This window comes from Thermoanaerobacterium butyriciformans (assembly GCF_017874545.1).
GTDB classification, from domain to species: domain Bacteria; phylum Bacillota; class Thermoanaerobacteria; order Thermoanaerobacterales; family Thermoanaerobacteraceae; genus Thermoanaerobacterium; species Thermoanaerobacterium butyriciformans.
In genome coordinates this window covers 27,920-47,929 of record NZ_JAGGLT010000026.1, presented here as the reverse complement: position 1 = coordinate 47,929, position 20,010 = coordinate 27,920, and the positions used below count along the sequence as shown (strand labels likewise).

The following is a 20,010-nucleotide window of genomic DNA, read 5'->3' as shown; positions in this document are numbered from 1 at the left end:
CTCTGTGCCGTACACTCTAATTATACCACGATTCCTACTGTCTATCGTGATAGTTTTCGTTTATCGTGATGCTGTCAAAGCATGATGTTTATTTTTTTAAATTTTTGCTGCAATAATAAAATAATTAAAGGCATTATTGCTAATATAGACAATAATAACAATTAAATCACACCTTCCTTAGCTTTTTAACAATATTATACAAAAAAGACAATCAAAAAGTAAACTAAATTAATAATTTTTTTGAGTTCTTCCAATGCCTTGTTCCATGTCCTAAAATACCTTATAATAAATTTATAGGAAAGCTAAAACGTATACTTTTGTACTCTTTAATGCTATAATAAACTCAAAACTATTGATAAGATTGGTAAAGTTTATTAATTTCTATATTTAAAAAGTTGTAAGAAAGGAGATAGTATTTTGGCTATTTTTGCGATACTTTTAGCACTTATTGGACTGCTTAATTTATTCGCTCCACGCGTGGCATGGTTTGCCGCTATTGGCTGGAAAATCCGAACTTGACACAAACAAATTATAACGTAGTGTTTACATATAGTCATAAATGCTATATAATATGCTTTGAAGTATATACTGTATACATAAAAAGGGGGGGAAACAATAATGGCACATATTATAACAGATGAATGCATTAGCTGTGGTGCTTGTGCTGCAGAATGCCCTGTAGAAGCTATTCACGAAGGTACTGGCAAATACGAGGTAGATGCTGATACATGTATCGACTGTGGTGCTTGTGAGGCTGTATGTCCAACAGGGGCTGTAAAAGCTGAATAAAAATAAACAAAAAGTCCCTTTAGGGGCTTTTTGTTTATTTTGACTTTAAAATTTTAAAGTGGTATAATTTACTTTAATATATTAGAGTAAATGGGAGGAGTCATTATGCCTGTAGTATATGTTAATGGTGAATTTGTAGATAGTGAAAAAGCAGCTGTTTCTGTTTTTGACCATGGTTTCCTTTACGGTGATGGTGTTTTTGAAGGAATTAGAGCATACGATGGTGTTATTTTTAAACTTGATGATCACTTAAAGAGGCTTTACAATATGGCAAAAGCGCTTCTTCTGGATATTCCTTTAAGCAAAGAGGAAATGGCTGAGAAAATTTGTGAGACAGTAAAGCGCAATAATTTAAAGGATGCATACATAAGGCTTGTTGTATCAAGAGGAAAAGGCGATTTAGGTCTGGATCCTTATAAATGTTCTAATCCAACTGTAGTAATAATTGCGGATGAAATTTCTTTATATCCAGAAGAGATGTATCAAAATGGATTAAAAATAATTACTTCTACGTTCAGACGAAATTCAATTCAGACTTTAGATCCGCAAATAAAATCTTTGAATTATTTAAATAATATATTAGCAAAAATCGAAGCAGTAAAAGCAGGTTATCCTGAGGCGCTTTTATTGAATGTAGATGGTTATGTTGTAGAGTGTACAGGAGATAATGTATTTATAGTATCGGATGGCGTTTTGTATACGCCGCCATCTGCTGCAGGAGCGCTTGGAGGTATAACAAGGGCCACTGTAATTGACATAGCAAAAAAATTGGGAATACCATTTGAAGAGAAGTATTTTTCGCTTTTCAATGTATATACAGCGGATGAATGCTTCTTAACTGGTACTGCTGCAGAAGCCATTCCTGTAACTGAGGTTGATAAAAGAGTAATTGGAAATGGTAAACCTGGAGAAATTACGAAAAAAATCATTGAAGAATTCAAGAAAGTAAGAACTTTGTACGGAACAAAAGTATATTAAAGAAATCGAAGAAAACGCATGGATTGACCATGCGTTTTAAGTTGTTAGGAGGTTAAACGCTATAATGGAGAGAATGTACTATTATGACAGTTATAAAAGGTCTTTTACTGCTAATGTTGTTGATGCAAGTTTTGTAAATGGATATTATGAAATAATTCTTGATGAAACATATTTTTATCCTGAAAGCGGTGGACAACCTGCAGATACTGGAACTATAGATGGAATAAAAGTTGAGAATGTCATTTTAAAAAATAATAAAGTCATTCATATGTTAAAAGAAATTCCTAAAAATAAAAGTGTATTTTGTGAAATAGATTGGGAAAAAAGATTTGACAATATGCAGCAACATAGCGGCCAACATCTTTTATCAGCAGTATTTTATAAATTATATAATGCAGAAACGGAAAGTTTTAGCATAGGAGATGATTGTTCTCATATAACATTGACGAACAACAATCTTAGTGAAAGTGAACTTGCAGAAGCTGAAGAGGAAGCAAATAAGATAATATATTCAAATTTGCCAATTTCGACATATTTTGTAGACAATAAAGAGTTAGCTAAATTGCCTTTAAGAAAGAAACCAAAGGTTAATGAAAATATTAGGATTGTAGAGATTAAAGATATAGACTATTCACCTTGTGGAGGTACACATGTAAAAAGTTTAGGTGAAATAGGATTAATAAAAATTAGAAATTATGAGAAATCAAAAAAAGGTATCAGAATAGAATTTTTATGCGGTCTCAGAGCCATTAAAGATTATAATGTCAAGAATAATTGTATTAATACGTTAATATCATTATTATCTGTAAAAGAAGATGAAATTTTAGGGAAAGTGAATAAATTAGTTTTGGAGAATAAGGAATTAAAAAAGGAATTAAACATGATGAAAGAAAATATACTTTTATATGAGGCAGAAAAATTAATTAGTGAATCAGTTGATTTAAAAAAATACAAATTGGTGACAAAGACTTTTAATGATAGAGATTTAAAAGAATTAAGGACTTTATCTCAAATTGTTACAAAAGAAAAAGGGATTGTTTGTATTTTATGTAGTATTTCAAAAAACGCTAATATAGTTATATCGAGATCTGAGGATGTTAATATAAATATAAATTCGTTTTTTAATTCAGTATTAGATATAATAGATGGAAATGGTGGCGGAAATCAAAAAATGTGTCAAGGATGTGGAAAAGTAGAAAATATAGATAGAGCATTAGAGAAAGCTATTGATATCATATCAAATTACTGAAAAAATTTTAACTATTATGCAGGAAAATAATAACATTTATAGAATATATAACAATAATTAGAATATTCTATAGGAGTTGAATCAAAATGGAAAAAAGAGAATCGTCATCAGTGGAAATTTTGATAGAAAAAATAAAGCAAAAAATTTCAAATGATGACATATTGGGAAACATCTTAAATGGAGAAATATTGACAATTAGAGAAGGATGTGAAGATTGGGAGATTGAATACGGGAGAAATATAGTAGATATATATAAAAAATTGTCAAAATTAGTGGAAAAAATTAGATAAAATTTCTGCTTTATCCTATTGAATTTTTTGGTTCCTAATGATAAAATTGTATATGCGATTTTTAGAAAAGGGGAACTAATGATGTACAATAAAATATCTATATTAGAAGAACAGATAAGCAATTTACGAGATGAACTTGATGACTTAATAAAGCAGGAAGAAGTAAAATATGATATAGTGCTTGATTTGAGTCGAAAACTGGATGATTTAATCGTATTATATGTGACGACTAAAGCAAAAAAATATTTATCAAATGTTGATATTGTGCAATAAATATGTTATAATTATATCTAAAGGGGAGTAACTCTTCGTTAATCAGTCGTCAATACGGTGAAAACACCCGGCTGGTTAAGCAAATTTGCGAGTGAGACCTTTATTTTGTGGAATAATACAAAATAAAGGTCTTTATTTATATTATACAAAAATTAGGAGGAATACGATGAAGGAAAATTGGATTCTTGATATTGATGAAATTTCAAGCAATTTAAAGACAGATGTAAATAACGGACTTTCGACAGAAGAAGCTAAAAAGAGACTAGAAAAATACGGCCCAAACAATTTAAGTGAAAAAAAGAAAAGAACCGTCCTTTCAATGTTATTGGATCAATTTAAAGATTATATGGTAATTATTTTAATAATTGCTTCTATAGTTTCGCTTTTTCTAGGTGAGATTACGGATGCAGTAATAATTTTGTTTATCATTTTGTTGAATGCCTTCTTAGGAATGATACAAGAAAATAATGCCGAAAAATCTCTTGAATCTCTCAAAAAATTGTCTGCACCGGTATCTCGAGTATTAAGAGATGGGAAAGTTATAGAGATAGAATCACAGTATCTCGTTCCTGGTGATGTGGTGTTTTTAGAAGCTGGAAATTTTGTACCGGCAGATGGCAGAATTATAGAATCTGCAAATTTGAAAATTGATGAATCTGCTCTCACGGGTGAATCAATTGCATCAGAAAAAATAGCAGGTAAATTATCGGATAAAAATTTGAATATCGGTGATAGAATTAATATGGTTTATATGGGAACAATTGTAACCTATGGTAGAGGATTGTTTGTAGTGACAGAGACTGGTATGGATACTGAGATGGGTAAAATTGCAAAAATGTTGGACAATGAAGATAAAGTAAGGACACCACTTCAGATTAAATTAGAGCAGTTAGGAAAATATCTTGGTACAGGAGCTCTTATTATATGTGCGATTATATTTATAATCGGAGTAATGGAAAAAAGGCCTGTATTTGATATGTTTATGACATCAGTAAGTCTTGCTGTTGCTGCTATTCCTGAAGGATTACCTGCCATAGTGACAATTACTTTAGCTTTAGGCGTTCAAAAGATGATTAAGAGAAACGCTATAATAAGAAAACTTCCTGCAGTAGAGACATTAGGAAGTGCCAATGTCATATGCTCTGATAAAACAGGTACTTTGACACAAAATAAAATGACTGTTGTTAAGGTTTATACTGATTTTAAAGAGTTAGATTTAAATGATCAATATGACAATAAAGCTGATTTTTTATTAGAATGTTCAACTCTTTGTACTGATGCATTTATAGATGATAAAGGTAAAAGTTTTGGAGATCCAACTGAAGTTGCAATAGTATCTGTATTTGAAAAGAATCTTTCGAAAAAATCGGATTTGGAAAATAAATATCCTAGAGTAGCAGAAATCCCTTTTGATTCTGACAGAAAGATGATGACGACGATTCATAAAGCCCATGACAATAATTACAAAGTCATAACAAAAGGCGCCTTTGACAATGTTATAGAAAGGTGTAAATACATATTAAAAGACGGCAAAATAGAGAATTTGACTGATGATGATAAATCAAAGATTAAACTAGAAAATGAGAAGATGGGAAATAACGCATTAAGGGTTTTGGCAATATCTTATAAAAATACTGATGATATTCCCGAAAGGCTAAGCAGTGATGATGTGGAGAAAGATTTGATATTTATTGGGTTACTAGGGATGATAGATCCGCCTAGAGAAGAAGTCAAAGACTCTGTTAAGATCTGCAAAATGGCAGGCATTAAGCCTGTTATGATAACAGGTGACCATAAGATTACTGCTATGGCTATTGCAAAAGAATTGGGGATTTTAAATAAAGGTGATATGGCTGTAACTGGTAGAGAATTAGAAGCGATGACTGATGATGAATTGTATAAAAAAGTAAAAGATATATCTGTGTATGCCAGAGTTTCCCCTGAACATAAGATGAGGATTGTTAAAGCATGGCAGAGGAATAATGCAGTTGTAGCCATGACCGGTGATGGTGTAAATGATGCACCAGCATTAAAACAGGCAGACATAGGTGCTGCAATGGGAATAACAGGCACTGATGTAGCAAAAGATTCTGCAGATATGGTATTGACTGACGATAATTTTGCGACAATAGTTGCTGCGATAGAGGAAGGAAGGACTATATATGAAAATATAAAAAAGTCTATTCACTACCTTTTATCATGCAATATAGGCGAAATACTTGTTCTTTTAATTGCTACATTAGCAGGTATGCCAATGCCTCTTAAACCAATCCATATTTTATGGGTAAATCTTGTGACAGATAGTCTACCAGCACTAGCGTTAGGTGTTGAGCCGGCTGATAAAGACATCATGACCAAAAAACCAAGGCCTAAAAATGAAAACATCTTTGCTGATGGACTCATGTTTAGAATACCCATTGAAGGTATAATGATAGGATTAGTGTCATTTATAGCATTTTTATTTGGGTTAAGAGAAAATCTTACTAATGCAAGAACTATGGCATTTGCTGTTTTAACTTTTTCGCAGCTTTCTCAAGCGATGAATGCAAGATCCAACAAATCCATATTTAAAGTTGGCTTATTTAAAAACAGATACATGGTATTGGCTTTAGCTGTTTCAATATTCCTTCAACTTGTGGTTATATTGACTCCTCTTAATGCTATATTTGATATAAAAAATATAAACATATACGATTGGGATATTATAGTTTTATTATCGCTTTCGCCTATTATAATTATGGAGATAGTAAAGGCTTTATTTTTCAAGACAAAATAAAATATTAAAACCACCTTATGTGATATGCCACATATCAGTAAACAGCTAGTTTTTTTACTGTCTACTATATGGGCATATCAGTTAATAAGGTGGTTTTTATGTTACAATATGTGGATATAAAACAGCAGAGATAACTTGTATTACTACTGTTGCTAATATCAGTATTAACCAATCAAAACCAGTTCCTGAAATGCTGCCGTTTATAAGGTATCCTCGTAAAAGTTCAACAACGTAACTCAGTGGATTTATTTTAGCTATAATTTGTAGCCAATGTGGCATTATTTGTATTGGATAGATTGCGTTGCTGGCAAAAAACAATGGCATTGTAATAACCTGCCCGATTCCCATAAACCTTTCTCTACTTTTGACTATAGCAGCCAAAGCCATAGATAGAGAGGAAAAGAATGCAGCACCAAGTATGATGGTAAATATACTCATGATTATATTTAGCAAACTCCACTTGATATTTAGACCAAGCAAATATGATAAAAATAATATTATAATCACTTGACTTATAGCCCTTATTCCTGCACCAAATGCTTTACCTGTAACAAAAGCTGCTCTTGGGACTGGCATTGCTATAAGCTTTTGAAGTATGCCTTGATCTTTATCCCATATTATGCTTAAACCGTAAAATATCGATATAAACATCATAGATTGGGCCAAGATGCCAGGTGCCATAAACGTTTGATAATTTACATTTCCCGTAGGTATCGCACGTATTCTAGAAAATGCTTGGCCAAATATCAAAAGCCAAAGAACTGGTTGAACTGCTCTTGTAAGCAATTCTGTAGGATCATGCCTTAGCTTCCTAACTTCCATCTCTGCTATAGTGAATGAATTGAATATATAGTCGAGAATAATTTTCAGTGGCGATTTTGTCTTAACTGAATCTTTGGATTCTTTTGCGTAATTGACTTGTTTCACGGTAACTACCTCCAGATTCTAATTGATTTCCAGTGAAAAATGTAAATACATCTTCTAGGGTGGCATCGGGATTTCCGGTTTTTAATTTTAATTCTTCTGGCGTACCCATTGCTACGATTTTGCCACTATTCATTATAGCTATTCTTCCACATATAGCTTCCGCTTCTTCCATATAGTGGGTTGTTATTAAAATAGTTAAACCAGTTTCTTTTCTCAGAGTTTCAAGCACTTTCCAGACATTTAGCCTTGCAACTGGATCTAATCCTACTGTTGGTTCATCAAGTATTAAAACTTCAGGTCTGTGTATTATAGCCTGGCCGATTTCTAACCTTCGTATCATTCCTCCAGAATATTCTTTTATAAGGCGGTTTTCTGCATCTTTAAGATTCAACATATTAAGTATATAGTCAATTCTTTCTTCTCTTTCTTTTTTGTTAAGTCTTAGGAGTTTAGCTACAAAAAGGAGATTCTCATAACCAGTTAGAGTAGAATCAGCAGAAAGGGCCTGTGGTACATATCCAATGTATTTTCTTATTGTTGCACCGTATTTTTTTGCGTCGTACCCTGCAACAAATATTTCTCCTGATGTAGGTGGCATCAAAGTAGTAATCATGCGAATAGTTGTGGTCTTTCCGGCTCCATTTGGACCCAGTAAGCCAAATACTTCTCCTTTTTCAACGTTAAATGTAATTCCGCCAACAGCTTCAAAATCTCTAAATTTCTTTTTTAAATTTTTTATTTCGATTGAAAAATTCATCAAAATCACCTTCTTAAATTGTATCAATATTGTTTGACGTTTTTAACAATGTTTCGAGATTTTTATTTAACATATTTAAGTCTATATCTTTTGTACATTTAGTGACTATTTTTTTAAGAACCAATGTACGGTATTCTAAAATTTCATTTAGCAGATTAGAGCCTTTATCAGTTAATTTCAAAAAGACAAGACGCCTATCTTTTGTGTCTCTCCACCGAGATACTAAATCATCAGCAACAAGATTATCGATTAACCCTGTAAGGGTGCTTGGAGATAGTAGAAGTTGCGATTGCAGCTGTTTCATGGTGATGGCCTCATCTGAATGCAATTTGTTTAGAACCCAGAATCTGGACATTGTGATATTTTTGCTGTTTAAATAGTTTTTAGTTACGAGATTCATCTTATGGTTGATTTCACGCAACAGATATTCTAATGATTTTATTTCTGTATCCATTTAATCAGCCTCCCAAATAATTCGGAAACCGTACTTTATGATTATAGTATAAAATATCCTAAATGTCAAAAGTTTCATTTTCAGAGCAAAAATATTAATTGTTTGTATATTGTATTTATTGAATTATAACAATTGTATGGTATAATAATTTTAATTAAAAATGGGAGGTATGCATGTGAGAGAAAAAGACTTTAAAAGACTCGTCTATATAGCGTTAATGACTGCACTTATTACTGTAGGAACTATGGTTATACAGATACCTACACCTTATACAAAAGGATATGTAAATATTGGAGATTCATTTATATTTTTATCAGCTTCAATATTAGGGCCTTTTGCTGGATTCATCTCCGGTGGCGTTGGTTCAGCCCTGGCTGATCTTTTGTCAGGATATGCTGTGTGGGCACCGTGGACTTTTGTCATAAAGGGTGTAGAAGGACTTATAGTTGCACTTTTGCTTAAAAAACGGAGTGCAAAAAAATCTTTTGTGCGAATTGCGGTTTTTATTTTAGCAGCGATATGGATGGTGTTTGGTTATTACATCGGTGGCGCCGTTATGTATGGTTTTAAAGCAGCTTTAGCTGATGTACCAGGAAACATTATTCAAGGTATAGGCAGCGTAATTATCGGCTCCATTCTTGTTGAATCATTATCGAGAATAAAATATTTTAAAGACTTAAAGCAAGGTTAATGATAACTTGCTTTTTTCTTTACAAAAATGTATTATTTTATATAAGAATGGCTCAGGGGTGGTAATAAATGATAGATACAGTGATGTTTGATTTAGATGGTACTCTATTGCCTGTAGATACTGATAAAATGATCATGGATTATTTTAAAGCTATATCGAAGAAAATATCTGCTCATTTTGAGCCGTCATTTTTTCAAAATGCTCTTTTTACTGCCAGCATGGATATGATAAACAATTTAGATCCTGACAAGACAAACGAAGAAGCTTTTTTTGATTCATTTTTAAAAATAGTGAAATATCCAAAGGAAAAATTGATGACAATTTTTAATGATTTTTATGAAAATGACTATAAAAATTTAGGATTGGGTGTTTGCAAAAATGAGTACGTAAAGATGTCGGTAGAATTACTGAAGGAAAAAGGTTATGATATTGTACTTGCTACAAACCCTATTTTCCCAGATATAGCAATAAAAGAAAGATTGAGATGGGCCGGTCTTGACCATACATATTTTAGTTTTATAACATCTTATGAGATAATGCACTATTGCAAGCCTTATATTGAATATTACAAAGAGATTGTTTATAAACTTAATAAAGATCCACAGAATTGTATCATGATAGGAAATGATGTTGATGAAGATATAGTGTCTTCCAGCATCGGATTTAAGACATTTCTAGTAGATGAATTTATGATAAATAGGTCATCAAAAGATATTTCAACTATAGATCGCGGAAATTACAAGGATATGTACGCGTATATTAAGAGATTACCTGTTATTAGATAGGAGATGATTTGTGTGAAACTTACAATTCTTGGTTCTCATGGACCGTATCCCGGAGTCGATGGTGCATGTTCAGGCTATTTACTGGAGGATAATGATTTAAATGTACTTATTGATTGTGGCAGTGGTGTTATAAGCAGATATCAGCGATTTCATGATTTGCGGGATTTAAAGTACATAATACTTACACACCTACATTCGGACCATATGTCAGACATGCTTGTATTAAGGTATGCTGTAGACATTATGATGAGAAAAGGTTATATAAAAGAGCCGATAAATGTATTTTGTCCTAGTGAGCCTGTTAAAGTTTTGGAAGAGTTAAATTTTAATGGGGTTTTTAAAATTAAAAATATAAATGAGGATTTAAAGCTAAATACAGGGGATTTGAATATATCATTTAAAAAAGTGGAGCATCCTGTTAGTACTTTTGCCGTTAAGTTTAATGATGGTCAAAGGACTTTTGTATTTAGCAGCGATACGGTATACTGCGATAACTTGGTTTCCTTTGCCAAAAATTCTGATTTATTTTTATGCGATGGTAATTTATTAAATGGTGAGAAGGGACCGCATCTTACGGCAAGACAGGCAGCGGAAATTTCGAAAGAGGCTTTATGTAAAAAACTTGTTATTACGCATCTTTGGCCACAACATGCTGTAGAAGAGTATGTTAAAGAAGCATCCGAAGTGATACATGATGTAAATATAGCAAAACCTTTTGATGTATATTACATATGATGATTATGGATAAGCCGTTTTTACTTGTAGCTATTTTTTTATCTGTTGGCATCATTATAAGCAAATATCTAGAGATAAATATTGTTTTTTTATTTATCATACTTTGTGTGAGTTTAATTTTAAGTATTTACACATATCTAGAAAGAAAAGATTCTACAATTTTGTTGCTTTTGGCAGTCGCGATTTTTGGTATGGTTATTGGTGCAAACGCATTGTATTCCAAAGGCATGTACGACAATCTTGATAGTAAATTAGTTTCTTTTAATGGAATTGTATCAGATGTAATGGTCAAAGATGGGTTTTCAAAGTATGTATTAAAGCCCAAAAATAAAGAAAAAATCTTAATAACACAGTACGGAGGAGTATTTCCGAAAGATGGAGATTTGATTGAAGTTAGGGGTATAGTGCAATTACCGCAAGGCAAAAGAAATCCAGGTGGATTTGATTACAAATTGTTTTTAAGGAAAAATGGCATAACAGCATTGATGAGTGTAAATGGATATTCAGTAAAGATTATTAAAAAAAATGCAGACAGTATTATAGAAAGACTTTTTAGAAACATAAGAGAAAAGATAGTTGAAAATTATAGTGTATCGATGCCGAAGAATGATGCTGATTTTGTGTCGTCTGTTATATTAGGTGAATATAATGTGGAAGACGATATACTCAATTCTTTTAGAATTACAGGTATTTCACATATAATTGCAGTATCGGGTTTCAATTTTGGATTATTGACTGTTTTTATGATGTTTGTTTTAAATATATTTCATATAAGGAGATACTCTGCTCCTATTATAATTCCTTTGCTGATTATTTATACATTGATTACAGGTTCTCCACCATCTGCAGTAAGATCTGTTATAATGGCTTCCATGGCTTTAATTGCATCATCAATAGGCAGGAATAACAATCCAATCAATGCAGTATCTTTTGCTGCAGTAATTATACTTTCTTTTAATCCATTGATGCTTTTTGATATAGGGTTTCAGTTATCATTTGTAGCAACATTGTCTATATTGCTTTTGTATAAGCCTGTTAAGGATATACTGAAAATAAAAAATGAAAAATTAAAAGAAGTTGTGTCTGTTACTGTTGCTGCGCAATTGGGTACAATACCGATTACAATATATTCGTTTCACAACATTTCAATTATTTCTCTTCTGCCTAATGTTATAATTGTTCCAATTGTGAGTATAACGGTCATTTTAGGATTTTTATCTGCTTTAATTGGACTTATATTTTCGCCTTTGGCTGTTATTTTAAATATGATTAATACGCCTATAGTCGAATTAATATTATTTCTCACAAAAATTTTTGCAGAAATTCCGCATGCTTCGATAAACATATCTGTGCCGCCATTTTATTTGGTAATATTTTATTATACAGCTTTGTTTATAATGATAAGCAGTTTAAGCAAAATAAATAAGTTAAAAGTCACATCGCTAATTTTGGTTACATCAATGACAATATTGTTTGTTAGCTCATCAATACCTAGAAATCTTGAAATAACTTTTCTTGATGTAGGACAAGGAGATAGTACATTTTTAAAGACTCCTGATGGTGAAAATATATTGATAGATGGTGGTGGAAGGCCTGAATATAATGGATCTTCTTTTGATGTGGGACAAGATATACTTTTACCTTATTTGCTTTATGAAAATGCTACATTATTAGATGCAATATTCATATCACACACAGATTCGGACCATATTGGAGGAATACTTTCAATTTTAGATGATGTAGATGTAAAGAGGATTTTTATCGGTCGCCAAGTGCAGGAAGATGAAAATTACAAAAGACTTATGTATATAGCAAGTAAGAAAAAGATACCCATTTTTCAGTTGTCAAAAGGTGATACTATAACTATTGACGGAATAAGATATTACGTTTTGAGTCCTAGTTCTAATATTATTAATGAAAATCCGATAAACAATAATGCTTTAGTCTTTAAAATGGTATATAAGAATGTCAGTATCTTATTTACTGGCGATATAGAGAAAGAAGCTGAAAATGCATTGATAAATGATAATATATCGTCAGATATTTTGAAAGTTGCACATCATGGTTCAAATACGTCTTCACAAAAGAATTTTATTGATAAGGTAAATCCTAAAATTAGTGTTATAATGGTTGGAAAAAATAATTATGGACAACCAGATGGTGAAGTAGTAAAATATTTAAAAAGTAAATCGCAACTTTTTAGGACAGACAAGGATGGTGCTGTAATTGTAGATACAAATGGCACATATATTCATATCAAAAAAATGGTCGGGGACTGATGAACTTGAATTACGCTGAATTTTTAGAAATTGTAAATAAAAGATTTTCACCTGCTTATGTATTTTACGGTGAAGAGAGGTTTCTAATAGATGAAGCAGTTAAAAGGTTAAAGAACAAATTGCTAACTGATGGTACAGACATCATGAATTTGTCCATTATAGAGAATGTAGATGACAAAAATATTATAGACAGCCTTGAAACGCTTCCGTTTATGTCTGATCATAGGCTTATTTTGATAAAAGACGATGAGTTTTTTAAAAAGTTAAATGATAGTACTATAAATAACATTATAAAACATATAGAAAATGGTGACACAAATAATTGTATTGCATTTATATTTGGCGATAAAATTGATATGAGGAAAAAATTATTTAAAACAATAAGCAAAGTAGGTGCAATAGTAAATTTTGAACATTTGAAATATGAAGAAGCTGTCAATTATGTAGGATTTTTTGTAAGAAAGTACGGCAAAGTCATTAAGAAACCTGTGGCTGAATACATTGTCAAAAATATAGGTGTAGATTTGTACAGGTTGTTAAATGAAGTAAAAAAGTTTGTATCATACAGCAATGATAAAGAGATACTGCTGGATGATGTGAAATTCTTGATATCTTCAAATATGAGTGAAAGTATATTTAGATTAGTCAATGCTATTGGCTTAAGGCAGGAAAACACAGCAATTTATGTTTTGAATAGAATGATTGCTAATGATGAAAACCCTATAGGTATTTTAGCGATGATTGTAAGACAATTTCGAATTCTTCTTAAAGCTAAATATCTTTTAATGCAAAATGCTGATAGAAAGGAATTACAGTCAAGACTTGGCGTTCCCTACTTTTCTATCAACGACATTATTGAGCAATCAAAAAGATTTGAAGAAGATGATTTGATAGATGCTTATGAATTGTGTTTAAAATGTGATAGAGAGTTAAAATTAAGCTATGATGGCAATGTCGTTCTAGAATCACTTATAAGAAAATTATGCAATTAAAAAAGCGTACTACGTACGCTTTTTTAAGCATTTAATGCGTTAAACTTTGCATATAATCTTGATTTTTTTCTTGCAACTGTATTTTTATGCAATGTTCCTTTTGAGTAAGCTTTGTCAAGCTCTCTAATTGCGTTAATTAATGCAGCTCTAGTATTATCTATATTACCTTCTGCTAAATTCTTTTCGAATTTAGAAATAGCCGTTCTTACTCTTGATTTTACTATTTTATTTTCTAATGTTCTTCTTTTTGTTACGAGTATTCTTTTCTTAGCGGATTTTATGTTTGCCAAACCATTCACCTCCTCAAATCAATCAAATGTAATTTTACCACGAAAAAACATTTTTTGCAATATAATTATCATGTAAGCCAGGTAGACGTGAATTAACAGTTTTTTTGTGGCGAATAATATTTTTTAAATTGTCAATTATATTTATAGGAGGTGATTTTATGTTAAAAGCGATAATAAGGTTTGTTGTGTCAGCAATTGTTTTAATGATAGTAGGTTACCTAGTTCCTGGTTTTAGTGTTGCGGGATTTTGGGGTGCTTTGATATCGGCAATAGTAATAGCATTACTAGGCTATATAGTAGAGGCGTTGCTGGGTAAAAATATTTCACCCAGAAGTAGAGGTATAGTTGGGTTTGTAGTAGCGGCAATTGTAATATATGTATCACAGTTTATAGTTCCGACGATACATGCTACTATACTAGGGTCTATAATAGCTGCATTTGTTATCGGGCTTGTTGACGCTTTTATCCCTACAGAATTGAGGTGAGATTATGTTCAGCATAAGGACAGATCTTGCTATTGAAGCTCGTGAGCTATATAAAGATGGACATGCTGGAGAGATACCTGGAGTTTCAATCGATGAAAAGGAAGAAGATGGCATTAAGACAGTCAAAGTAAGTATATTAAATGATGAAGGCGCTAAAGCAATGGGGAAACCAATAGGTGATTATATAACGATAGAGGCGCCTGATTTGAGATACAGGGACATTGAGCTTGAAGACAAAGTTGCACAAAAACTTGCGGATGTTGTAAAGGAAATTTCAAATGTTAATGTGAATATTAAAACACTTGTCATTGGCCTTGGAAATTGGAATGTAACGCCAGATGCATTGGGACCTAAAGTTATAGAAAATATTGTTGTGACGCGTCATTTGAAGGAACTAGCTCCTCTGCAATTTGGCGATAATATATGTTCTGTAAGTGCAATGGCTCCAGGTGTATTGGGTATTACCGGTATAGAAACTGCAGAAATTGTAAAGAGCATAGTTGATAAGATAAAACCTGATTTAGTTATTACTATTGATGCTCTTGCATCTAGGCGGATTGAGAGATTGGCTACAACAATACAAATATCAAATACAGGTATTAGCCCCGGCTCTGGAATCGGAAACAAAAGATCGGCTATTAACATGGAGAGCTTAGGGGTACCTGTTATTGCTATAGGTGTACCTACTGTAGTGGATGCTGCTACTATTGCCAATGATGCTATAGATTATTTAGAAAGTGCATTAATAAAAAATACAAGCAGCAATAGTCCACTTTATAATGTATTAAAAAACATGGATAAGGAGGATAAATACGCTCTTATTAAAGAAGTATTGACTCCTGAAGAAAATCTCATAGTTACGCCTAAAGAAATTGACCTTCTCATAAAAAACATTTCATCCATACTGTCGCGGGGAATTAATTTAGCTTTGCAGCCTAATTTGACAGTAGATGAGATGAATCAACTTGTACATTAAAATTGTAATAAAGCACTTCTCTTGTGAATATTTTATAGTATAAAAACAAAAGAGAGGTGCTTTCATTGTACAGAAGTTCATTAAGGTATTATCGCATTAAAAAGATCTCTTTTCTTATTTTATTGCTTTTTAATATCTTGTTCTATAGATGGTTGATGACTGACAATATAAAAGCATCAAGTATAAATTTTGTTACGGAAGCATTTGCAGAGGAGTACAACAACATAGATGGTGTATTCATAACTGCTTTAAATTATACAATGCCTGCAGTTGATGTAAGCTACAAAACGCAAGGTTTTTATAATAGAGATTTAACTATTGCTTCAATGTTCAATCTTAATCAAAACGATCCACTTAAAATTTTAAAATATCAAATTCCCATCATATCTCAAATAGATATTGACACAAATAAAAAGGTTTCTACAGAACAAATTACAAGTAATCAAAAAGACACTGCTAATAAAAACACAGATAATAAAGTTACAGATACAGCCTCAAAAAATAATGCTAATACACCTGACAAACCAACTGCTAACGGTACTACACCTGATAAACCTTTAATACTGCTTTATCATACACATACAATGGAATCGTACGTCGCAACTGAAAAATACAAATATATAGCAAAATATGGCTATGATAGGACAAATGACCTTAATTACAATGTAGTCAGGGTTGGAGATAGTTTAGCAAATTATTTGCTAAATGATTACGGAATAGCCGTATTGCACGATCGTGCCATACACGATTACAATTATGATCAATCATATTATAATTCTTCTCTTTCTGTAAAAAAATACCTAGATGAATATCCATCGATAAAAGTCACGATAGATTTACATAGAGATGGATATGGAAGTGTCATGCAGCCTGGAGTTGATAGTATACCGGTTTTAAGCAATTTATCGAATCAAGCGTATAGAAAAAAATATATTATGGATATAAATGGGCAAACTGTAGCAAAAATCCTATTTATTATTGGTTCTAGAAGAACTGTTGAAATGAAAGAAGATTGGAAGAAAAATTATGAGTTTGCTAAACAAATTAGCGACAAGTTAAATGAATTATATCCTGGTATATCCCTAGGAATAGAAGTTCATCAATATGCTGAATATAACCAGCATTTTTCAGAAAAAGGTATATTGATTGAGTTGGGTAGCAATTACAATACTCTTGAAGAAGCTTTAAATACAACGCCATTTCTTGCAAAGGCTATATATGAAGTATTAAAGGATGATGGGCTTGACAAATAATGAAGTCTTTACTTCATTATTTGTTCTTAAAGTATTTTTCTAAGCCATCTATTATGGCATCAGATAATTTTGATAAATATTCTTTGCTTTGTAGTAGGTTTTTGTCGTTAATGTTTGTAATAAAGCCAAGTTCTACTAAGACACCTGTCTTTTTTGCATTCGTTAATAGAAAATAGTCTGCAATGTTTGGATTTCTATTTACGCCTGCGGCAACATTTAGAGGCTCTTGTATATATTCGGCTAATGATTTGCTATTTTCATTTGTGTTTGAATAAAAGACCATAGGGCCTTTTACATATGGTGCATTTGAAACTGCATTAACATGAATGCTTAAATAAATATCTATTTTATTATCATTAATCATGGTTACTCTTGCTTTTAAATCTCGTCTATGCCTGTAGTCATTATCGTTACAAAGGTTCTCTAACGATACATCTTTATCTCTAGTCATAATTACTTTAGCACCATGACTTATTAGTTTTGATTTCAAAATCATTGATGCTTCTAAATTGATGTTTTTTTCTAATAGATTGCCTGAACTGGTACCTCCATCAATACCACCATGCCCTGGGTCTATGAGTATTGTTTTTCCTTTTAATTCATTTGTAGTTGAAAATGCAATCAAAGTATTGCTAATAAATAGCAGTATTGTGGATAAAAGTACCACAGATATGGTACAATATATATAATTAAATTTTTTAAGGCTGTCATAAGTAGATATTTTTTTCAATTTTAATGCCTCCAATCTAGTTTTATGTTAAGACGAAATGAGGCTTATTATACTGTATATAATTAAAATAATTGGATTAATTTACCGTATTAGGAGGTTGCAATGAGAAGAAAGTCAGTGCTATTTTTGATTTTGATACTTTTGTTTTTAAATATCTATTCTATTGGATATGCTAAAACGGATGTTAGAAGTAAAAAAGCAGTAATATTTATATTGAATAGAGTTACGATTAAAGATTATTTAGAAAATGATTTAAAAAACATTAATAAAATGATTGATAATGGTACATATGGTCTTATGACTGTTAATGCAGATGGAGGCAGATCTGAAGAAAATGTGTTTATGACAATCGGCACAGGTACACGTGCTGTCGGCTCAAGTTTTGCTTCTTTAAATTTTAATTCATGGGAGTCTATTGAGGGCAATAAGGCTTCAACTATTTTTCAAAGGAATACTGGTGTATCTCCTAAAGAAGGCCAGATTTTAAATTTAGATATAGCACAAATTATTAGAAACAATTCTAAAAGAAATCATATTATAAGGCCGGGACTTTTAGGAGATGAACTAATGAAGGCAGGATATAGCATTGCTGTATTTGGCAACGAGGATACAGATATTGATTATAAAAGATATGCTCCTTTAATAGGCATGAATTACAGCGGTATCGTACCTTATGGAGATGTCAGCGAAGGAGTGTTAAAAAAGGATCCTTTAAGACCATACGGTATTTCTACAGATTACAACAGGATGTATGAAAAATATGTTGCTGTTAAAGATAACATAGATTTAACTATTTTTGATTTAGGTGATACTGCAAGAGCGAATGATTATCAAAAAAATGGACTTGATAAAATAAACGCACAAAATAGAAAGAAAGCATTGCAAGATGCGGATAATTTCATTGGCAGGATACTATCTACTGATGACCAAAATACTTTATACATGATTGTGACACCACTGCCTCCGTCAGCAGAAATGGGACAAAATGATTTTTTGGCACCTGTTGTAATGTACGGGAACGGTATTGATTCAAACAAACTTATAACTTCTGATACGACAAAAAGGACTGGCATTGTTACAAATACGGATGTATTGCCGACAATATTAAGTTATTTTGATTTAGATGTACCAGCTTTTGTAACAGGGCATAAATTGTATTCGTCAGGTGTTGATGGCAGCCTAATACAACTTAATAATCTGGAAAAGCAGTTGACGTACAACTATACATATAGATCTCCTTTTTTAAAAACGTACGTCGTACTGCAGATTGTTATATTGATATTATCTATAGTTGTCTTAATATTTTTCAGAAAATACTCTGTATACATGAAACCCTTGCTGCTTTTAATACCTATCATGCCTTTAAGTTTTTTACTGCTGCCTATTTTTAATTATACAAGTGTACCTATTAGCATTTTAGAGATTGCTTCAATGACGCTGTTTTTTGCTTTAATTTTCTATAATATAAATAGCAAAAGCAGTTTTCGATATTTTTCTATTGCTCTTTTGACAGGGGCTATTTTAATCATTGATATGTTAACTGGTTATAATCTTTTAAAAAATTCTTTCTTAAGCTATGATGTCATTGCAGGAGCGAGGTTTTATGGAATCGGGAACGAGTATATGGGAATCTTGATTGGGGCAACATTGTGCTTTAATCTTTTATCATTTGAGGTGTTTAATAAAGCAAATAAAAAATATTTAATATTTGCTAATGTACTAATATATATAGCTGTACTCTACTTTATAGCATCACCTTCTGTCGGGACAAATGTCGGTGGCAGTATAGCTGCGTTTGCTGCTTTTTCTGTGTCTACTATGTATTTATTTGGGAAAAGATTAAATTTAAAAAATATTTCATTGGTTGCTATAAGCATAGTTGCTTTGCTGCTTTTAATGTTTTATGCCGACTCTTTAAGACCAGTTTCACAGCAGACCCATATAGGACAAACATTTAATCTGGTTAAAAATGATGGACTTTACCCGCTTTTTCAAATATTTATAAGAAAAATAAGCATGAATTTGAAGCTCTTTAGATATTCGATTTGGAGTAAGGTATTGATTACTCTGATATTTGTGCTTTTTGTGCTTTTTTATAAACCGATGGGATCCATGAAGAAAATTTTAAATGAGCACAGATTTATTTATATATGCTTTTTTTCAACGATAGTTGGAAGCATTTTTGCCCTTATTTTTAATGATTCAGGCGTTGTTGCTGCTGCAACTATGATGGTTTATACAGGACCAATGCTTATTGATTTTATTATCGATGAGAATAGAGAAATTGAATCTAGGAGCTGA

At 31.7% G+C, this 20,010-nt stretch carries 20 protein-coding genes; 15 read left to right on the top strand and 5 right to left on the bottom strand.

Annotated features, from left to right (window positions below; all coding sequences use genetic code 11):
• Positions 1-618: 618 nt before the first annotated feature.
• The 6 genes from fdxA to J2Z80_RS11140 all read left to right on the top strand — a co-directional run bounded on the left by fdxA (position 619) and on the right by J2Z80_RS11140 (position 6,355).
• Positions 619-789, top strand: a complete 171-nt coding sequence (fdxA, locus tag J2Z80_RS11165; RefSeq protein ID WP_013297646.1) for a 4Fe-4S ferredoxin — start codon at positions 619-621, stop codon at positions 787-789.
• Between the two features lie 105 nt (positions 790-894).
• Positions 895-1,767: a branched-chain-amino-acid transaminase gene (gene ilvE / locus J2Z80_RS11160; protein ID WP_209454457.1), complete on the top strand. Its 873-nt coding sequence runs from the start codon at positions 895-897 to the stop codon at positions 1,765-1,767.
• A 64-nt stretch (positions 1,768-1,831) separates the two neighbouring features.
• The gene (locus tag J2Z80_RS11155; RefSeq protein WP_209454456.1) at positions 1,832-3,016 is read left to right on the top strand and encodes an alanyl-tRNA editing protein; all 1,185 of its coding nucleotides are present in this window, start codon (positions 1,832-1,834) and stop codon (positions 3,014-3,016) included.
• Positions 3,017-3,102: 86 nt separating this feature from the next.
• Positions 3,103-3,306 (top strand): hypothetical protein, encoded by a 204-nt coding sequence (locus J2Z80_RS11150; protein ID WP_209454455.1) that lies wholly within the window; start codon positions 3,103-3,105, stop codon positions 3,304-3,306.
• 81 nt (positions 3,307-3,387) lie between these two features.
• Positions 3,388-3,579 (top strand): aspartyl-phosphate phosphatase Spo0E family protein, encoded by a 192-nt coding sequence (locus J2Z80_RS11145; RefSeq protein ID WP_245301285.1) that lies wholly within the window; start codon positions 3,388-3,390, stop codon positions 3,577-3,579.
• Positions 3,580-3,745: 166 nt separating this feature from the next.
• Positions 3,746-6,355, top strand: coding sequence for a calcium-transporting P-type ATPase, PMR1-type (locus tag J2Z80_RS11140; RefSeq protein ID WP_209454453.1), 2,610 nt, complete (start codon positions 3,746-3,748; stop codon positions 6,353-6,355).
• A gap of 96 nt (positions 6,356-6,451) precedes the next feature.
• On the opposite strand, the gene J2Z80_RS11135 is transcribed toward J2Z80_RS11140, so the two are convergent.
• From J2Z80_RS11135 to J2Z80_RS11125, 3 genes are read right to left on the bottom strand one after another with little or no spacing between them, the layout of a single operon-like run.
• The gene (locus J2Z80_RS11135; RefSeq protein WP_209454452.1) at positions 6,452-7,282 is read right to left on the bottom strand and encodes an ABC transporter permease; all 831 of its coding nucleotides are present in this window, start codon (positions 7,280-7,282) and stop codon (positions 6,452-6,454) included.
• Positions 7,239-8,039 (bottom strand): ABC transporter ATP-binding protein, encoded by an 801-nt coding sequence (locus J2Z80_RS11130; protein WP_015311430.1) that lies wholly within the window; start codon positions 8,037-8,039, stop codon positions 7,239-7,241. The genes J2Z80_RS11135 and J2Z80_RS11130 overlap by 44 nt, the downstream gene beginning before the upstream one ends.
• A gap of 13 nt (positions 8,040-8,052) precedes the next feature.
• Complete coding sequence (locus tag J2Z80_RS11125) at positions 8,053-8,493, bottom strand: MarR family winged helix-turn-helix transcriptional regulator (RefSeq protein ID WP_209454451.1); 441 nt, start codon at positions 8,491-8,493, stop codon at positions 8,053-8,055.
• 175 nt (positions 8,494-8,668) lie between these two features.
• On the opposite strand from J2Z80_RS11125, the gene J2Z80_RS11120 reads away from it, so the two are divergent.
• The 5 genes from J2Z80_RS11120 (at position 8,669) to holA (ending at position 13,975) form a co-directional block, all read left to right on the top strand.
• Positions 8,669-9,184, top strand: coding sequence for an ECF transporter S component (locus J2Z80_RS11120; protein WP_209454450.1), 516 nt, complete (start codon positions 8,669-8,671; stop codon positions 9,182-9,184).
• Between the two features lie 68 nt (positions 9,185-9,252).
• Positions 9,253-9,969, top strand: coding sequence for an HAD family hydrolase (locus J2Z80_RS11115; protein ID WP_015311433.1), 717 nt, complete (start codon positions 9,253-9,255; stop codon positions 9,967-9,969).
• A 12-nt stretch (positions 9,970-9,981) separates the two neighbouring features.
• Positions 9,982-10,704, top strand: coding sequence for an MBL fold metallo-hydrolase (locus J2Z80_RS11110; protein WP_015311434.1), 723 nt, complete (start codon positions 9,982-9,984; stop codon positions 10,702-10,704).
• A gap of 5 nt (positions 10,705-10,709) precedes the next feature.
• On the top strand, positions 10,710-12,983 hold the full coding sequence (locus J2Z80_RS11105) for a DNA internalization-related competence protein ComEC/Rec2 (protein ID WP_245301284.1): 2,274 nt from the start codon (positions 10,710-10,712) through the stop codon (positions 12,981-12,983).
• The gene (gene holA / locus J2Z80_RS11100) at positions 12,983-13,975 is read left to right on the top strand and encodes a DNA polymerase III subunit delta (RefSeq protein WP_209454448.1); all 993 of its coding nucleotides are present in this window, start codon (positions 12,983-12,985) and stop codon (positions 13,973-13,975) included. The genes J2Z80_RS11105 and holA overlap by 1 nt, the downstream gene beginning before the upstream one ends.
• Before the next feature lie 23 nt (positions 13,976-13,998).
• Here holA and rpsT read toward each other — a convergent pair whose 3' ends face one another.
• Positions 13,999-14,265, bottom strand: coding sequence for a 30S ribosomal protein S20 (gene rpsT / locus J2Z80_RS11095; protein WP_192403965.1), 267 nt, complete (start codon positions 14,263-14,265; stop codon positions 13,999-14,001).
• A gap of 158 nt (positions 14,266-14,423) precedes the next feature.
• Between rpsT and J2Z80_RS11090 the strand changes: the two genes are divergently transcribed.
• The 3 genes from J2Z80_RS11090 to spoIIP all read left to right on the top strand — a co-directional run bounded on the left by J2Z80_RS11090 (position 14,424) and on the right by spoIIP (position 16,979).
• Complete coding sequence (locus J2Z80_RS11090; protein WP_013297661.1) at positions 14,424-14,750, top strand: phage holin family protein; 327 nt, start codon at positions 14,424-14,426, stop codon at positions 14,748-14,750.
• Positions 14,751-14,754: 4 nt separating this feature from the next.
• Positions 14,755-15,726 (top strand): GPR endopeptidase, encoded by a 972-nt coding sequence (gene gpr / locus J2Z80_RS11085; RefSeq protein ID WP_209454447.1) that lies wholly within the window; start codon positions 14,755-14,757, stop codon positions 15,724-15,726.
• Between the two features lie 65 nt (positions 15,727-15,791).
• Complete coding sequence (spoIIP, locus tag J2Z80_RS11080; protein WP_209454446.1) at positions 15,792-16,979, top strand: stage II sporulation protein P; 1,188 nt, start codon at positions 15,792-15,794, stop codon at positions 16,977-16,979.
• A 16-nt stretch (positions 16,980-16,995) separates the two neighbouring features.
• On the opposite strand, the gene J2Z80_RS11075 is transcribed toward spoIIP, so the two are convergent.
• Positions 16,996-17,709, bottom strand: a complete 714-nt coding sequence (locus tag J2Z80_RS11075) for an N-acetylmuramoyl-L-alanine amidase family protein (RefSeq protein WP_209454445.1) — start codon at positions 17,707-17,709, stop codon at positions 16,996-16,998.
• A gap of 102 nt (positions 17,710-17,811) precedes the next feature.
• Between J2Z80_RS11075 and J2Z80_RS11070 the strand changes: the two genes are divergently transcribed.
• Positions 17,812-20,010, top strand: coding sequence for an alkaline phosphatase family protein (locus tag J2Z80_RS11070; protein WP_209454444.1), 2,199 nt, complete (start codon positions 17,812-17,814; stop codon positions 20,008-20,010).

Excerpts from the sequence above, each read along its gene's own strand:
- J2Z80_RS11155 (WP_209454456.1), top strand. The coding sequence starts at position 1,832 with ATGGAGAGAATGTACTATTATGACAGTTATAAAAGGTCTTTTACTGCT.
- J2Z80_RS11130 (WP_015311430.1), bottom strand. The coding sequence starts at position 8,039 with ATGAATTTTTCAATCGAAATAAAAAATTTAAAAAAGAAATTTAGAGAT.
- J2Z80_RS11145 (WP_245301285.1), top strand. The coding sequence starts at position 3,388 with ATGTACAATAAAATATCTATATTAGAAGAACAGATAAGCAATTTACGA.
- holA (WP_209454448.1), top strand. The coding sequence starts at position 12,983 with ATGAACTTGAATTACGCTGAATTTTTAGAAATTGTAAATAAAAGATTT.
- J2Z80_RS11070 (WP_209454444.1), top strand. The coding sequence starts at position 17,812 with ATGAGAAGAAAGTCAGTGCTATTTTTGATTTTGATACTTTTGTTTTTA.
- fdxA (WP_013297646.1), top strand. The coding sequence starts at position 619 with ATGGCACATATTATAACAGATGAATGCATTAGCTGTGGTGCTTGTGCT.
- J2Z80_RS11105 (WP_245301284.1), top strand. The coding sequence starts at position 10,710 with ATGGATAAGCCGTTTTTACTTGTAGCTATTTTTTTATCTGTTGGCATC.
- J2Z80_RS11150 (WP_209454455.1), top strand. The coding sequence starts at position 3,103 with ATGGAAAAAAGAGAATCGTCATCAGTGGAAATTTTGATAGAAAAAATA.
- ilvE (WP_209454457.1), top strand. The coding sequence starts at position 895 with ATGCCTGTAGTATATGTTAATGGTGAATTTGTAGATAGTGAAAAAGCA.
- J2Z80_RS11115 (WP_015311433.1), top strand. The coding sequence starts at position 9,253 with ATGATAGATACAGTGATGTTTGATTTAGATGGTACTCTATTGCCTGTA.
- J2Z80_RS11090 (WP_013297661.1), top strand. The coding sequence starts at position 14,424 with ATGTTAAAAGCGATAATAAGGTTTGTTGTGTCAGCAATTGTTTTAATG.
- gpr (WP_209454447.1), top strand. The coding sequence starts at position 14,755 with ATGTTCAGCATAAGGACAGATCTTGCTATTGAAGCTCGTGAGCTATAT.
- J2Z80_RS11140 (WP_209454453.1), top strand. The coding sequence starts at position 3,746 with ATGAAGGAAAATTGGATTCTTGATATTGATGAAATTTCAAGCAATTTA.
- J2Z80_RS11125 (WP_209454451.1), bottom strand. The coding sequence starts at position 8,493 with ATGGATACAGAAATAAAATCATTAGAATATCTGTTGCGTGAAATCAAC.